Raw genomic sequence first — 15,969 nt, 5'->3', positions numbered from 1 at the left:
TTGACTTTAACGAGTCACACTGCTAAACTAATAATGCTGCCTGAGACTGGCAGTCATTTTGGTTGTGCGCAAAACATGTAATGGGGGTATATCCATGTCAACGGTAGTTGTAGTTGGAACGCAATGGGGAGACGAAGGCAAAGGGAAAATTACCGACTTTCTAGCAGATGGTGCAGATGTTGTAGCCCGTTATCAAGGGGGAAACAATGCCGGCCATACCATTCTCATCGGCAACAAAAAGTACAAACTGACTATGATTCCTTCCGGAATTTTCAATCAAAATAAAGTATGCGTCATCGGAAACGGCATGGTCATCAACCCATCTGCCCTAATCGACGAAATTAACTATATACATGAGCATGGATTCTCATCCGAGAATTTGAAAATCAGTGACCGTGCGCATATCATCATGCCTTACCACCTCGTGCTGGATGGTCTTGAAGAAGAGCGCAAAGGCGATAACAAAATCGGCACAACCCGTAAAGGGATCGGCCCTTGCTATATGGACAAAGCTGCCCGCAACGGTATCCGCATCGCGGATCTGCTCGATGCTGAGGAGTTCGAAGGCAAGCTTCGCCGTCTTATTGTGGAGAAGAACCAAGTGATCCAGCAAGTATACGGCGGAGAGGCGCTTGACTGCGATGCGATCTTGGCGGAGTACCTTGGGTATGCAGAAGTTCTTCGTCCCTATGTAACCGATACTTCTGTCGTATTGAATGATGCGATTGACGGAGACAAGAAGATTCTGTTCGAAGGCGCGCAGGGCGTAATGCTCGATATCGACCAAGGTACGTACCCATACGTTACCTCGTCGAACCCGACTGCAGGCGGCGTTTGTATCGGGTCCGGCGTCGGTCCATCCAAGATTCAACAGGTCATCGGCGTGGCCAAAGCGTATACCACCCGTGTAGGAGATGGGCCGTTCCCAACGGAGCTTAACAATGAGACAGGCGACTGGATCCGTGAGCGCGGACATGAGTACGGTACGGTTACAGGCCGTCCGCGCCGTGTCGGCTGGTTCGACAGCGTAGTTGTTCGTCATGCCCGCCGTGTAAGCGGAATTACAGGGTTGTCGCTCAACTCTCTGGACGTGCTGTCCGGTCTTGAAACGGTCAAAATTTGCACCGGCTACAAGCTGCGCGGCGAAGTTATTGAGCATTACCCAGCCAGCCTGAAGCTGATCTCGGAATGCGAAGCGATCTATGAAGAGTTGCCAGGCTGGAGCGAGGATATTACAGGTGTGAAAACATTGGCAGACCTGCCGGTTAACACGCGCCGTTATGTAGAGCGGGTATCGGAGCTGACAGGCATTCCGATTGCAATCTTCTCCGTTGGCCGTAACCGTGAGCAAACGAACCAAGTTATGCCGATCTACATTTAATCGGTATCGACATGACGATATGAAGAGGACAGCGATGTTTCGTTGTCCTCTTTTTTTTGGTTAAATGGTCAAGGTAACACGGTTCGTGCGGATCGTCAGCAAGGTTCGTTTCTACCCTTGTACCCCTAGTAGTAGACTGATTTTATATCCAATGTTGCGGGTAGGATTGCTTTAGCACAACGTGATAGAGTAATAGCAATTAAGAGAGCGCCATTCTATATGATGACGCTTACATGCAGTAGGGACTTAAAGTAAGCTATTAAGGAGGTTGGGTTGTCATGATCCGATTATTTCAGACGAATAAAGTACGTATTCAGCAGGAATTAGAGGGGGACTGGGATTTTCAGCCGATCGGTCAAGAGGATGAGGTACCGCTTACCTATACATACCGGCTGCCAGTCCCAGGATGCTGGGAAATGCACCCGCAATTTCTGACGTACCGGGGAAAAGGCGTCTATCGCAGAGTTATAGAGGTCGATTCGCATACGGCGGTCCGATTGTGTTTTAAAGGGGTCAGTCACACAGCCGATGTTTACTTTGACGGCAAGCAGGTTGGCCATCACTACAATGCGTATACGCCTTTCACGGCAGTTATTCCGGATGTGGAGCCCGGCCGGCATGAGATTGTGATTGTGGTTGATAATTCGTTTCATGATTCCTCTTCACTCCATCTGCCAAACGACTACTACAGCTATGGCGGCCTCATCCGTCCCGTTGTAATGGAGTTCATACCTGATTTATATATTGAACATATTCATTTCAAACCTATTTTTACGGATGATGGCTGGCAGGGTGAGATTAAGGTTGCCCTGCGGAATATCGGGAGCGAGGAAGCAAGCTTTCACTTAAGAGCAGAGCTCGGAGAAACGTTAGTTGAATGGGAAGAGAGCCGCGTTCCTGCAGGCCATACCAGCAGCTTCACTCTACTGCAGGAGTTCCCTCACGTTCGGGAATGGTCGCCATCGGAACCTCATTTGTATCAGCTGGCTGTTCAATTATTCACCGAAGGAGGCTTCAGTCCCCAAGATGACCTAATCGAGCGGGTAGGATTTCGGACTGTCACCGCGAATAATGGCAGAATCCAAGTCAATAAGCAGGATGTGGTCTTAAAAGGTTTCAACCGGCATGAGGACCATCCGATGACAGGAGCTGCCATCCCATATCAGCTAATGGTTCAAGATATGGAGCTGATCCTGGATATGGGCGCCAATATGGTTCGCACGAGCCACTATCCGAATGATGAACGGTTTCTTGATTTATGCGATGAACGGGGAATCCTGGTATGGGAGGAAAATCACGCGCGAGGACTCAGTCTGCAGCAGATGCAGCATCCGCATTTCGAACAGCAGTGTGAAGACTGCAACCAAGAAATGGTGGTCAATCATTATAATCACCCGAGCATTATTATTTGGGCCATCTTGAATGAATGCGCCAGCGATACCGCCCAAGGGCGGGAGATGTACAGCAGGCAGCTGAAGCAAATCCGCGCTTTGGATCCATCCAGGCTGCTCAGCTTTGCCAGTCATCACCGGGATAAGGAGCTGTGTTTTGATCTTGTGGATGTGGTTTCGTTTAATTTATATCCGCTTTGGTATACGGACGAGGATCCGGCTGAGCTCTGCGAGCAAGCAAGACGTTGGGCGGATGAGCTGGGCGGCTTAGGCAAGCCGATGATCATGAGTGAATTTGGCGCCGACGGTTATTACGGCTTCCGTGAACCAAGCGGGGTGAAAGGCACGGAAGAGCGGCAGGCAGAAATAATAGACCGGAATTTAGCGGCGTATTTAGCCAGGCCGTTTATCTCGGGCATGCTGATCTGGCAGTTTAGCGATTGCAGAGTAACGGAGGGAACAGGCTGGCTCTTGACGAGAGCCGGGACGCAGAACAGCAAAGGAATTGTCGACCGGTACCGCCGGCCGAAATTAGCCTGCCAAGTCGTGAAAAAGCATTTTAACAGCTAGTTTGCCAAAGCTGCTGCAGCCCCCGCAGACCTTCAGCATTTCGGTGATCCGTCACTGAATGCTGAAGGTTTTTTATGATGGGAGGAAGTTGTCATAAGTAAGCAGCACGGAGATCAGCGCCATAGGAAAGAGAAAAGACGAAGAAATGACAGCTTAAGATGAATGCTTCCTCTGCCGGCTGCCCATACTAAGAAGTATGTGTTAAAAGCAGTTACGATAAATGGTTACTCTATTTCGCAGATAGAAGGGCGGAAAGGGCTGACCTGGTGGAGGATGATAGAGATGTGGAAAATGACAGGATGGCTGGCCAAATCGGTCGCTGCAGGATTAATTATCAGTTTTTTGTCGATATGGACGACCGGTTACATCGTGAACAGCTATGTGGAGACGCTGCTGAAGCAGTTTAACATCCCGCTGGAAGAGAAGCCTTTTGCGCTGAATGGGGTATGGGGCAGCATCTGGGGCGCTGATCCCGCGTTGAAAACAGACGGGGCAGCAGCTGACGGCAAGAAAGCAAGCAGCGGGGATGGAGAATCGGCAGCTGGAAAAGACGACACAGCGGATGAGGGTACACCGCCGGTTGCTGTCGATGCGTTCGGCGATCTTCCGTCCGGGGCACTTAGCGACATCGGAGGAGGTTCGGGGCCTAAGGGGAACAGCGGATCGGAGGATTCAGCCGCCGGAGCTGATTCTTCGGCAGGCAGTTCAGGGGCGGCAGGCAATGACAGCGGCAATGGAAGCAGCAACAGCGGAAGCACGAGCGAAGCGGATTCATCCAGCGGCAGCAGTGGGAGCGGGGCGGATGAGGCTTTGAAGGACGGAGTAGCGATGACGACAGACCAGCTGAATGAGGCCAAGAGTAAGCTGAGCGCTGCGGATAAAGACGAGCTGTTCAATGTGATGATGAAGAAGCTTCCGCAGAACGCTTGGCAGCAGATCTCAGGCTGGATGGAAGGCGGCTTAACGGCTGAAGAAATGACGCAGGTTCAGCAGCTGATTGCACAGTATCTGGATCGTTCGGAGTACGACAGTATGATGAAGATTCTGAATAAATATTAATCTACCGTAAAAGGCCGTTTTGTTGATCCTTTATGTGGCGTTATGTTACAGTAGATCTCGAGCTAAAGTTGTAGAATTTGCAGTCGAAATTCATCGAACGATAGAACGAGAACGCGAAAAGGAGACGATCATGGCCTTTTTTCCAGGTAAAGATCGGATTCGAGAGGGCTGGAATTCCATTCGACAGACCTTTCGGGCTAACCGGTCGCAACAGACGCAAAGTAACTCAGAAGTCAAGATAAATGGCAGTGCTGCATCTCGATTAATGCGTAAGAAGCCAATTACTTTGGCAGTTGGAGCAATCATGCTGCTGGCTGCTGTGGGGTTTAGCGGTACGCAATATGTGAAAGCACATTTTGACGATTATGTAGAAGTATATAGGAACGGCAATCTTGTAGGGGAAGTTGATTCTCAGGACCAGGTTAGCCAGCTTATAAGCCGCAAACAATCCGAAATTACGACAGCCAATCCGGATGTCACGATGGAGCTTGAAACAGGCGAACTGAAATTCGAGCATAAGAGCGCCTACAAAGCAGAGCCGAAAACCACTGCCACCCTTCAGAAGCTGGAATCGATGATAGGTTCCCATGCCAAAGGCGTGGAGCTTGAGGTTAACGGCAAGCTGATCGGTATTGTAAAGGACCAAGCGACTGCCGATTCGATTATGAAGCGGATTGAGGGTAAATATGCCCCGAAGGCTGCAGTGAAAAAGGCTGCCAATGAAGTCATGGCGCTTTCGTACTCCAAGTCAGCCGAGACCTCGGACAAGACCAATACGGCCTTGAAATCGGTTAAGATTGTGGAGAAGGTAACGACTGAATCGGCGAATGTAGAGCCGGGCGATATCTTGAACGCGGACCAAGTATACCTGATGATGGTGAAAGGTACGGTCAAACCGACGAAATATACAGTTAAAGAAGGCGATTGCGTTGGCTGTATCGCGGATCGTTTTGATATCTCCAAGCAAGTGATCTACGAACGCAATTCATGGATTCAAGATGATATGATCAAGGTTGGCGACGTGCTTGATCTGACCGTGCTGAAGCCGCAGGTGACTGTTGAGACGGTAGAGAATGTGACGGAGACGATCGCCATAGAGCCGATTACCGTCATTCAGAAAAACAGCAACATGCGTGCCGGAGAGCAGAAGGTTATTCGTAAAGGCCAGAGCGGCAAGAAGCAAATGGTGTACAAGCTCACCAAGCAGAACGGCTACTTAATGAGCGAAGAGCTCGTTATGCAGCAGGTGCTTGAGAATTCCGTCCCGGCGATCATTATGAAAGGGACCAAGGTTATTCTAGGCGAAGGTACAGGCCAATTCTCCTGGCCGGTATCCGGTGTAAGAATCACGAGCGGCTTCGGTACGCGCTGGGGCAGAATGCACAAAGGTGTAGACCTTGTGGGTAACCATAATATTATGGCTGCCGACAACGGGGTCATCGCCTTCGCAGGCACGAAGAACGGTTTGGGCAACTGTATCATTATTAACCATAAAAATGGCTATGAAACCACATACGGTCATTTGAGCAAGATCTCCGTGAAGAAAGGTCAAACGGTCGAAAAGGGAGATAGAATCGGTATCATGGGTAATACCGGGCATTCCTTCGGCACTCATTTGCACTTTGAGGTTCACAAGAATGGGGAGCTTCAGAACCCGTTGAAATATCTATAAGACAAAAGAGGAGCACTGCCCGGCGAGAATTCGCTGCGGCGGTGTTTTTTCATGCGTGAGACTGGTGCAAAAGGTTCCCAAAACATCCATAAGATGAGGGAACTTTCATTGGGAACAAAGACATATCCTATGGTAGAATAGAAGGAGATTTACTGAGCTTGATGAAGCTAGAGCATGATTGTAGTTTCAATTGCAAAGTAGGCACAAGCGACGACGGGCGGTGTAAGGATGCACGGAAAAATTTTAGTCGTGGACGATGAACAACCGATTGCGGATATTATAAAGTTTAATTTGGAAAAGGAAGGCTATCAGGTGATTTGCGCCTTTGACGGCGGTGAAGCGGTTCGGCTTGCTTTTGAAGAGCTGCCGGATTTGATTCTGCTTGATTTAATGCTTCCTGTTAAGGACGGAATGGATGTATGCCGCGAGGTGCGAGCCCGGCTGCAGACTCCGATTATTATGCTGACAGCCAAAGACACGGAGCTTGATAAAGTGCTTGGACTCGAGCTTGGTGCAGATGACTATGTGACGAAGCCTTTCAGTACGCGCGAGCTGCTGGCCAGAGTGAAGGCTCATTTGCGCCGTCAAAAAGCGGAGACCGCAGTAGGTACGGCCTTGATTAGCGGGGGTGCGGCCGGAGCGGGTTTATCAGGTTCTGAGGACAAGCAGGGGCTTGCGATCTTTAATCTGTTTATCGATACGGATATGTATGTGGTCTACAAGGACAATGAGCAGCTTGATCTGACTCACCGCGAGTATGAATTGGTTTATTACTTAGCCCGCAACAGCGGGAAAGTGATGACGCGCGAGCATCTGCTGCAGGCGGTATGGGGCTTTGAATATTTCGGCGATGTGCGTACGGTCGATGTAACGATCCGCCGTCTGCGGGAGAAGATTGAGGATGACCCGAGCCGTCCGGAGTATATTCTTACAAGGCGCGGCCTCGGTTATCTGATGCGTAATCCAAAATCCGGAGGCTTCGGGTACGGATGAACGGGATCCGGTTTTTCCGCACGATCCAAGTCAAGCTGATCATTATTTATGTGCTGCTGATTCTCATTGCAATGCAGCTGATCGGTGTTTATTTTATTAGCACGATGAAGACCTCGCTGACGTCGACCTTCACGAACAATATGAATGAGCAGGCGAATCTGCTCTCTGAATTTGCAGCGCAAACTCTGCCTAATACGGCGGATAAAACAGGCGGGCAAACGACAGAGGAATATCTCAGCATGCTCGTCAGCAGCTTGTTCAGCCTCAATGAGGCGGAGATACAGGTGCTGGATGCGAGCGGCAAGGTGCTTGCGACCTCCCTGCAATCACATCAATCGTATGTCGGCAAGAAGAATACGTCGCTTGCGGTCAGCCGAGCGCTGCAGGGAATTCGGGATAATGAGCAGGAATTCATCGATGAGGATGGTCTGCGCAAGAAGATCATTACGAAACCGATTATATATAGCGGCAAAATCGTTGGGGCGGTCTATATGGTTGCTTCGATGAAGGAGCTGTACCGGACGGTCGACCGCATCAACCGGATCTTCATGTCCGGTATGCTCATTGCGCTTGGTCTAACGGGCGTTCTGGGCATCCTTCTGGCACATACGATTACAAGTCCGATTAAAGGATTGACGAGGCAGGCTGCGGCTGTTGCCGAAGGACGGTTCGATCAGCAGGTTCCTGTTCTCGGCAACGACGAGATTGGCCGGCTTAGCGAAGTGTTTAACAACATGACGATCAGGCTGCGCGATGCGCTCTCGGCCAATGAAGAGGAGAAGGACAAGATTGCTTCGATTCTCGCCAATATGAGCGATGGCGTCGTAGCTGCCGATGAACGCGGCGTCGTCATGATTACGAACCGGCGCGCGCGGAAGATGCTTGGTCTGGGTGAGAGCGAGAACAACCGGTTAACGGAGCTGTTCGACTTGGACAATGGGCAGCTGCAGGCCATGATGAACGGGCATGAGCCGTCCGTTATGATCCATCATGTACAGACAGATGGCGATGAGGACGAGCTTATGCGGGTAACGTTCACACCGATTCACCGGGGGGATAAAGAAGTCTCCGGTACGATTGCGGTTCTGCAGGATGTTACCGAGCAGGAACGGCTTGAGCAGTCGCGCCGTGAATTCGTCGCGAATGTATCGCATGAGCTGCGTACGCCGCTCACGACGATTAAGAGCTATGCGGAGGCGCTCGACGATGGAGCGATGGACGAGCGGGAGCTCGGGGCTCGGTTCGTGGGCGTTATTCGCAATGAGACCGAGCGGATGATCCGGCTGGTTACCGATCTGCTTCATCTATCCCGGCTGGACTCCAATCAGTCGACGCTGCGCCGTCAGCAGACGAATGTTCCGGAGATGCTGGAGGAAGTGGCGGATCGCTTCTCCTTCCAGCTGCGCAAGAAAGCCATTCGCGCGGGCGTTCGCGTAGAGGATGAGATTCAGTCCATCTGGCTTGACCGAGATCAAATTGATCAGGTGCTTGATAATTTGGTATCGAATGCGATCAAATATACGCTCGACGGCGGTCGGATTGAAATTGCCGCCCGCAGGGTGGACGGCGGCTTCATCGCGATCAGCGTCAAGGATACGGGAATCGGCATTCCGAAGAAGGATTTGAGCCGCATATTCGATCGTTTCTACCGTGTCGATAAGGCGCGCTCACGTAATATGGGCGGTACCGGCCTCGGTTTATCTATTGCCCGGGAAATTGTGAAAGCCCACGGAGGCTCAATATCACTGGATTCCGAGCTGAATGAAGGAACGACAGTAACCGTCGTGCTGCCTGCTCTGCAAGCGGGAGGTGAGTCCGCATGATGGAGAAATTCAAGACAGGGCTGCTCGCGGTGCTCGTTATTCTGAGCTTAGGTCAAAGTTATTTGCTGGCGTACAGCATGCCTGGACTTGGTGCGACTACCAACTCGCCGCAGGATTATATCAAGGGCGCTGAGCCGATGGGGCAAGAAGAGCAGGTAGAGAATGTTATTTTTCCTCAGGATATGGTTCTTCATCTCGGCAAAGGGAAGCATACTTTGCTCTATCCCGGCACCAATTTCTATAATTTAATCTATGGGAAGCTGCAAAGCCGGGAATTCAAGGGCTTCCAGCGCAATACGCTCTCGGTTGTGGACTGGAATGATGTCCGTAATAACGATGAGGGACTGGAGCTGCGGTTTGGACAGGGTGTTCCGGCCAAGCTGCTGAGCAAGGCGCTGAAGCTGGAAGGCGATCCTGTCTTCCAGGAGGATACCATCAACCGGATCTGGATCTTTAAGAACAGCGGCCGCGATGAGGTTCGAACCTACTTCTTCAGCGGCGACGGATTGACGATCTATGAATCGGTAAGGGCGGATCTGACCTCGCAAGACGTTCAGATGTATGTTGGATACGGGGAATATCAGGTGCAGTACCAGATGGTTGGCAATGATTTGTATACGCCGCTTGGGCCGGTAGAAGGACTTCAGGCCTTGGTTGGATTTGACCGATATTCAGCCGAACAGATGCAGAAGAATTTGTTCTTGGATCCGGCTGTGACGCGAACGATCAGTGATCGGAGCGGGTCACAAATCTATACGGACGGCAAGCGCGGTCTGCAGGTTGAGCAGAACGGCAAATGGATCAGCTTTACGGACCCCGTTGCCGGACAAGCTCAAGAAGATAATGAGAGTGAGAATGTGTATACTGCAATCTCCTTCATTAATCAGCACGGCGGCTGGGACGGGCTTCACCGGTTTATTCATACCGGAACGCTTGAAGACAGTCAGATGGTACTTTTCCAGCAGTATTACAGCTCGTACCCGATTCTGCCGGTAGAGTCTTTTTTGTTCGGCGAGATGAAGCTGCGGCTGCAGCAGGGAGTCGTCTCGGAGTATGAACGCTCGCTGCTTACCCTTCGCAAGAAAGCGCAGTCGAAGGAAATTCGCTGGCTGCCAGGCGGGGAGCTGCTCAAGACCACGTTAGAGGAGTACCCGCGCAGAAGTGAAGTAACGGCTTTATATCCGGCGCTGCTTGCCGCTCCGGTGGATACGGAGATCATCAAGCTTGAGCCGGTGTGGGCGGTTCGTCTGCGGGATGGCACGCAGCAGGTTCTGCTGGGTGCAATGCCTTATGGCATGAAGCCGCAGCCAGGAGAGCCTGGCGGACCGGCATTATCGCTTGAAGGCGAAGGCGGCAGCAAGAAGAATTCGGATCAAGCAGGCAAAGTGAACGGCTAAGACGTGAAAATGTAGATTGAGGTGAACGGATGGACTGGGGCAGAGCGAAGAGTGTGTTGATTTTTGCTTTCCTATTGCTGAATCTGATGCTTGGCTACCAGCTCTGGTCCAATATCCGTGAAGGACTGAGTACGAGTGCGGGCGTCAATGATCTGCCGGCAGAGACGCTTAGCTTGATGAACCAGAAGGGCATCAAGCTCAAATTGGCAGAAAGCATTCCTTCGGAAACACCGGAGCTTGGCGGCTTGACGTTTAAGCTCCGCAAGGGTGAGATCGTTAAGCTGAAGCAGCCGGTGGAGAGTAAGATCGTCTTTAATGCAAAGGAACTGCAGGAGGGGCTTGGACCTATCATTCCGGAGCTCAATAAATATACGTTTGACGCTGCATATGACAAAGCTTACGACACCGCGTTCGTTCTCTATCGGACGGTGAAGCAGCTGCCGATCTTCGATGTGAAGCTGGAACTGTACTACGATAATCAGAAAATCACTGCCTATCGGAAGGACGTTATTGAGCTTGTGGATGCTCAGGACTCGCCCGCACAGTCGGTGCTGCCGGCGGCAACGATTCTGAGAACCTTAATTGAACGCAATCTGCAAAACGGAGCGGTCATCAAAGATATTAAGCTTGGGTATCATGGGCCCAATTTTGCGAACTCGGAGACACAGGTGTCTGCTCCTTCATGGCGTATTATGCTCGAGGATGGCAATCCAAGCGTGTATTATGTGAATGCGATCAGCGGCGAAGTTGTGACGGAATAAGGCGAGGTTTGTCATAGCTTCGCTTGCCGGAGCTTGCGAACGGGGAAAGGACAGGTTTAAGGGAGCATGGGACTTCGATTTACGGTTTTGTCCAGCGGGTCGACGGGGAACGCGACGATAGTTCAAAGCGATAGTGCGACGGTGCTGGTGGATGTGGGATTAAGCGCGAAGAAACTCGAGGAGCTCATGCGTGAGCGGGGCGTGGCCGGCCATCATGTGGATGCCATCGTCGTGACGCACGAGCATTCCGATCATATTAAAGGTTTGGGCGCCTTTGCCAGAAAATATAATCTGCCCATCTATGCGAATTCGGCGACTTGGGATGCTCTTGAGCGCCATGTCGGGACGATTGCGCCGGAGAAGCGGGTTATTATGGAGACGGGCGAAGATATCTGTTTCGGATCGCTGAAGGCGAAATCCTACGCGATCTCGCATGATGCCGCTGAGCCGGTCGGGTATGTTTTTGACGAGGATGGGGTTAAGCTCAGTTTGGCTACCGATCTCGGTTATGTCAGCGATAAGGTTAGAGTGATGATAGAGGATTCGGACGTATTGGTGCTGGAGTCGAATCACGATGTGGGCATGCTGCGCATGGGACGTTATCCATGGAATATCAAGCGCCGCATATTAAGCGATATCGGGCATTTATCGAATGAAGCGGCAGGCGAAGCGTTATGCCAGCTGCTGACGGATCGGACGAAGCGGGTCTATTTGGCTCATTTGAGCCTTGATCATAATTTAATGGATTTGGCCAAGCTAACGGTGAATAGTATATTAGAGAGCAACGGTTTTTTCTTCAAAAAGGACGAGTGTCCACTGCGGGATACATATCATGACCGGCCTACCCCATGGGATGAAGTGAAGCGACGATAAGATCTTCGAGCTCCGTATCGAGTGCAGCTGTTTTCAACTCGAGCTCTTCACGGGTAAGTATACCTTTATCGATCAACAGCTCAGTCATGGCGCTAAGCGAGAGCAGGATTCGATAGTGATCTTCTTTGAGATCTGCTAGTTTCGCAACGAGATTGAGATGATCGAGTGCAGAAGCGGCTTTTCGGGTCATGGGCAGTTGCTCCTTTTTCCTTCATTTGGATGAGAAAATAAAGTGGATTGACAGCTGTGAAGCTGCCCTGTTAAGGCTGCTTTCATGCTATAGTAAGTGACAGGCAATAATGTTTGTGAGTGCTTGGGGCACGAGGCGAAACTCGCAGCGCTCCCTATTAACTCTCTATACTATTGTAGTCGATTATTCGAATATCATTCCTAGATTTGTAAATAAAATGATCTTGATGTCCAGGGCATCGAGAGGAGAGATAATAGATGAGCTTGTTCGATGACGATTTTTATTCCACGCGCGTCTCACGCCGTGCCCGTGTCGAGAATCTGGCTGAGAAGCAGATTCCTTTCGGGAGAAAGAGCGGAAGAGGCTGGTCTTCTACACGTATTGCGATCACATCGTCAGTCGCAAGCGCAGTCGCAGCGATGCTGGTCTTCGGGATGTTCACCGGGTTTCACCGGGGCGGCGTTGAAGCTGCGACTGTAAGTACACCGCTAAGTACCGTGCAGGCGGGAGCAAGCGACCCTCTGGAGAAGACCATCTCGGCAGCGGCTAAGGTGAGACCCGCGGTCGTCAGCATTATCAATGAACAGGCAGTTCCTGAAGGTGCTCAAAGTTCAGATGCAAGCGCTGATGCGGGAGATGGCTCAGGCCTGCAGGAGGCTGCACTTGGCTCGGGGTTTATTTTCGAGAAGGTGAAGGGCAAAGCTCATATTATAACGAATAATCACGTCATTGCCGATGCAGTCGCGGTAAAAGCGGTTCTGAGTAATGGCGAGACGCGGGATGCGAAGATTATCGGTACCGATGAAATTACGGATCTGGCTGTGCTGGAGATTGATGATAAAGGCATCGATGCGGTGGTGAGCTTCGGTGAGTCGGATAATCTTCGCGCGGGACAATGGGTGATGGCGATCGGCAACCCGCTTGGTCTGAGCGACTCGCTGTCCATGGGCATTGTGAGCAAAACGAAACGGATTATCCCGGTATCCCTCAGCCAGGACGGCGTGTATGATTGGGAGCAGGAAGTTATTCAGATTGACGCCTCGATTAACCAAGGCAACAGCGGCGGACCGCTGATTGATCTGGACGGCAATGTGGTTGGCATAAACAGCATGAAGATTGCCGATTACGGGGTAGAAGGCGTCGGCTTCGCGATTCCTTCGCATATTGCGATGCCGATCGTGGAAAGTCTGCTGGAGTATGGCAAAGTGAAGCGGCCTTATCTGGGCGTATATACGATGGATCTGGATTTATACCTTGCGCAGCAGCAATCAACAGGCGGTATTACCGGGCCTGATGGAGCTGAAGAGGGCGGCGCAGGCGGCGATGATCCGGGTACGGATGGGGATTCGAATGCGGATTCCTCGCAGAACGATAATGCCACTTCGGATGACGGATCGGGTCTGACGCTTCCGCAGGGAGATCTGAAGCTGCCTGATGACGTGGATCAAGGGGTTATCGTGCTGCAGGCGAGCGGCCCTGCGGAGAAAGCCGGTCTGGAATTCAACGATATTATCGTGAAGCTGGATAAACAGCCGATCACAAGCACTATGGATCTGCGCAAATATCTATACGGCAAGAAAGAGATCGGCGACGACATCGAAGTGACCTATTACCGCGATGGCAAGAAGCAGACGGTGACGTTTAAGCTGGAAGAGAAGACGGAAGATTGAGCTGGAAGCTCAATCTTGATGACAAGCGGTAAGCTGATGTATCTCTAGCTTAGTGTAAGATTAAGAGATACCAGCTAATGCCTGAGGCTGTTTAAAGGGTAAGAGATGCAAGATAATGTCTAAAGCTAAGTTATGGGTAAGAGATAAAAGCTAATGCTTAATAAGAGATGCAGATTACGATGTTTAAGCGTTGTGCTTAGGCGGAAGAATAAGAGTAGGAGCGAAGTGGATCAGCTCTGTGCAGGTAAGCCGTTGAACAGGCTTGCCGGCAGGGGCTGATCCATTCGTGTGTTTGGCCGGAAGATGGTAAGATAGAGCTAACAGACTATGAAGACAGTTAAGGGGATTAGGGACAGATGTATTGTGTATGCAAACAGCATGTGGAGCTGGCGATTGATAAGTTCGTGGATGAATACGAGGATGCGCCGGATATCGTGAGCTTGATGACGACGAAGTTCACGGACTGGGAAGCGCCGGCAACATGCGATATGTGCGATGACATTGCCGAGTATTTGGTGGTGTAGCGGATGCTGATTCAGATTGCGGCGGTTGGGAAGCTGAAGGAGAAGTATCTCGTGCTCGGCATCGCCGAATACGCGAAGCGTCTTGGGCCTTACGTGAAGCTTGTGCTCACGGAGGTGGCCGATGAGCGGGCGCCCGAGACGATGAGCGCAGCCGAGGAAGCCATTGTTCGCGAGCGCGAGGGTGAGCGGCTGCTCGCGCAGATTAAGCCGGAAGCGCATGTCGTTGCGCTTGCGCTGGACGGGGAGCTCTGGTCGAGCGAGGATCTCGCGGGCCAGCTCGATCGATTAGCCACGTATGGGCGGAGCCACGTGGCTTTTGTCATTGGCGGGAGCAACGGGCTCGCGCCTGCGGTGCTGAAGCGCGCCCAGCAGAAGCTGAGCTTCGGGCGCATGACCCTGCCGCATCAGCTAATGCGGCTGGTGCTGGTGGAGCAGATTTACCGGGCGGTGAAGATAAATCGGGGGGAACCGTATCACAAGTAACAACAAGTTTTTTGCGAGCTCTTCGACTGGTAAGCAGTCGCAGGAGATTTATGTGTAGCGGATATTTCCTCCGTTTACATGTAAGATCTGACCCGTCACATAGGCCGAATCATCAGAGGCTAGGTAAACATATGCAGGAGCCATTTCGAAGGGTTGACCTGCTCGCCCCATTGGAATCTTAGCCCCGAAGGTATGTTGATGTTCCGCCGGATAGGTGCTCACTGTGAGTGCAGTCCACGTCGGTCCCGGTGCGACACCGTTTACCCGTATGCTTTGACCGACGAGTGAAAGGGATAAACTTCGGGTGAAGGAAACAATTGCGCCCTTGGTTGCCGAATAGTCGAGCACATGTTCATCCCCTTCGTAGGCCACTCTGGACGTGGTGCTGATAATTGAACTTCCTGGTTGTAAATGAGGCAATGCGGCTTTGGTCATGTAAAACAGCGGGAAAACATTGATGCGGAACGTATCTTCTAATTGTTCATCCGAAACGTCGAGGATGCTACTTGTATAAGGCTGTACGGCGGCATTATTTACTAAAATATCCAAACGCCCGTATGTATCGACACTAAGTTTCACCGCCTTAGAAGAGGTGTCAGGAATCCGCAAATCTCCGGGTAGGAGTAAGCAACGAACGCCTAGTGCCTCCACATATTGTTTCGTCTCATGCGCATCTTCATGCTCATTAAGGTAGACAATGGTTAGGTCAGCACCTTCCTTAGCATACGCAACGGCTACCGCTCGACCGATTCCGCTATCTCCGCCTGTGACAATTGCCGCTTTCCCCTTAAGTTTTCCGTTCCCTGTATAACCGGGATTATCAAAAATAGGCCGGGGATCCATCAGCTGCTCGATTCCCGGTTGTCGGTCCTGATGTTGAGGCGGAAAAGTAGCTGAGTTCGTTACCGATTGTTGTACCTTACCAATGTAAGGATAAACAGGATAAGATGGATTCATGGTTATACTCTTTCCTTTCGCTACAATGTATGTCACACACCGCAAAGTATCTGTATTGAGCATTATTATTATTCCAACTTTACATAAACTTACAGTTACCGACAGCACGGTGACCTGTATCGTAAGTGAGGCACTCATTACGGATGATTTAAACGAAAGGGGCTGTCCCAAAAGCATGTAAATTCACACCAAAGGACAGTCTACTTTCTTAAAAAATGACCAGCA

The 15,969-nt window shown here is 51.1% G+C and carries 14 protein-coding genes; 12 read left to right on the top strand and 2 right to left on the bottom strand.

Annotated elements, in window-relative coordinates; genetic code table 11:
- The first annotated feature begins 94 nt into the window (after positions 1-94).
- The 9 genes from ACFPYJ_RS29480 (at position 95) to ACFPYJ_RS29440 (ending at position 11,920) form a co-directional block, all read left to right on the top strand.
- On the top strand, positions 95-1,381 hold the full coding sequence (locus ACFPYJ_RS29480; protein ID WP_379191831.1) for an adenylosuccinate synthase: 1,287 nt from the start codon (positions 95-97) through the stop codon (positions 1,379-1,381).
- A 278-nt stretch (positions 1,382-1,659) separates the two neighbouring features.
- Entirely contained in the window at positions 1,660-3,342 is a 1,683-nt protein-coding gene (locus tag ACFPYJ_RS29475; protein ID WP_379191830.1) for a glycoside hydrolase family 2 protein, read from the top strand.
- A gap of 282 nt (positions 3,343-3,624) precedes the next feature.
- Entirely contained in the window at positions 3,625-4,401 is a 777-nt protein-coding gene (locus ACFPYJ_RS29470) for a hypothetical protein (protein WP_379191829.1), read from the top strand.
- 130 nt (positions 4,402-4,531) lie between these two features.
- Positions 4,532-6,073: a peptidoglycan DD-metalloendopeptidase family protein gene (locus ACFPYJ_RS29465; protein WP_379191828.1), complete on the top strand. Its 1,542-nt coding sequence runs from the start codon at positions 4,532-4,534 to the stop codon at positions 6,071-6,073.
- Positions 6,074-6,301: 228 nt separating this feature from the next.
- Complete coding sequence (gene yycF, locus ACFPYJ_RS29460) at positions 6,302-7,066, top strand: response regulator YycF (RefSeq protein ID WP_379191827.1); 765 nt, start codon at positions 6,302-6,304, stop codon at positions 7,064-7,066.
- Complete coding sequence (walK, locus tag ACFPYJ_RS29455; protein ID WP_379191826.1) at positions 7,063-8,889, top strand: cell wall metabolism sensor histidine kinase WalK; 1,827 nt, start codon at positions 7,063-7,065, stop codon at positions 8,887-8,889. Before yycF ends, walK begins: the two co-directional genes overlap by 4 nt.
- Positions 8,886-10,286, top strand: a complete 1,401-nt coding sequence (locus ACFPYJ_RS29450; RefSeq protein ID WP_379191825.1) for a YycH family regulatory protein — start codon at positions 8,886-8,888, stop codon at positions 10,284-10,286. The genes walK and ACFPYJ_RS29450 overlap by 4 nt, the downstream gene beginning before the upstream one ends.
- A 29-nt stretch (positions 10,287-10,315) precedes the next feature.
- Positions 10,316-11,047, top strand: a complete 732-nt coding sequence (gene yycI / locus ACFPYJ_RS29445; RefSeq protein ID WP_379191824.1) for a two-component system regulatory protein YycI — start codon at positions 10,316-10,318, stop codon at positions 11,045-11,047.
- 66 nt (positions 11,048-11,113) lie between these two features.
- Positions 11,114-11,920 (top strand): MBL fold metallo-hydrolase, encoded by an 807-nt coding sequence (locus tag ACFPYJ_RS29440; RefSeq protein WP_379191823.1) that lies wholly within the window; start codon positions 11,114-11,116, stop codon positions 11,918-11,920.
- Here ACFPYJ_RS29440 and ACFPYJ_RS29435 read toward each other — a convergent pair.
- Positions 11,889-12,110, bottom strand: a complete 222-nt coding sequence (locus ACFPYJ_RS29435; RefSeq protein WP_379191822.1) for a hypothetical protein — start codon at positions 12,108-12,110, stop codon at positions 11,889-11,891. The genes ACFPYJ_RS29440 and ACFPYJ_RS29435 overlap by 32 nt on opposite strands.
- Before the next feature lie 257 nt (positions 12,111-12,367).
- Between ACFPYJ_RS29435 and ACFPYJ_RS29430 the strand changes: the two genes are divergently transcribed.
- The 3 genes from ACFPYJ_RS29430 (at position 12,368) to rlmH (ending at position 14,787) form a co-directional block, all read left to right on the top strand.
- Complete coding sequence (locus tag ACFPYJ_RS29430) at positions 12,368-13,780, top strand: S1C family serine protease (RefSeq protein ID WP_379191821.1); 1,413 nt, start codon at positions 12,368-12,370, stop codon at positions 13,778-13,780.
- A gap of 356 nt (positions 13,781-14,136) precedes the next feature.
- Entirely contained in the window at positions 14,137-14,304 is a 168-nt protein-coding gene (locus ACFPYJ_RS29425) for a CxxH/CxxC protein (protein WP_379191820.1), read from the top strand.
- Between the two features lie 3 nt (positions 14,305-14,307).
- Complete coding sequence (gene rlmH, locus ACFPYJ_RS29420) at positions 14,308-14,787, top strand: 23S rRNA (pseudouridine(1915)-N(3))-methyltransferase RlmH (RefSeq protein WP_379191819.1); 480 nt, start codon at positions 14,308-14,310, stop codon at positions 14,785-14,787.
- A 48-nt stretch (positions 14,788-14,835) separates the two neighbouring features.
- On the opposite strand, the gene ACFPYJ_RS29415 is transcribed toward rlmH, so the two are convergent.
- Positions 14,836-15,744, bottom strand: coding sequence for an SDR family oxidoreductase (locus tag ACFPYJ_RS29415; RefSeq protein ID WP_379191818.1), 909 nt, complete (start codon positions 15,742-15,744; stop codon positions 14,836-14,838).
- Between the last annotated feature and the right edge of the window lie 225 nt (positions 15,745-15,969).

It is taken from the genome of Paenibacillus solisilvae, from assembly GCF_042656405.1.
In the GTDB taxonomy this organism is placed as follows: Bacteria; Bacillota; Bacilli; order Paenibacillales; family Paenibacillaceae; genus Paenibacillus_Z; species Paenibacillus_Z solisilvae.
Note: the sequence above shows the minus strand (reverse complement) of the source record. Positions and strands in the feature narration are given on the sequence as shown.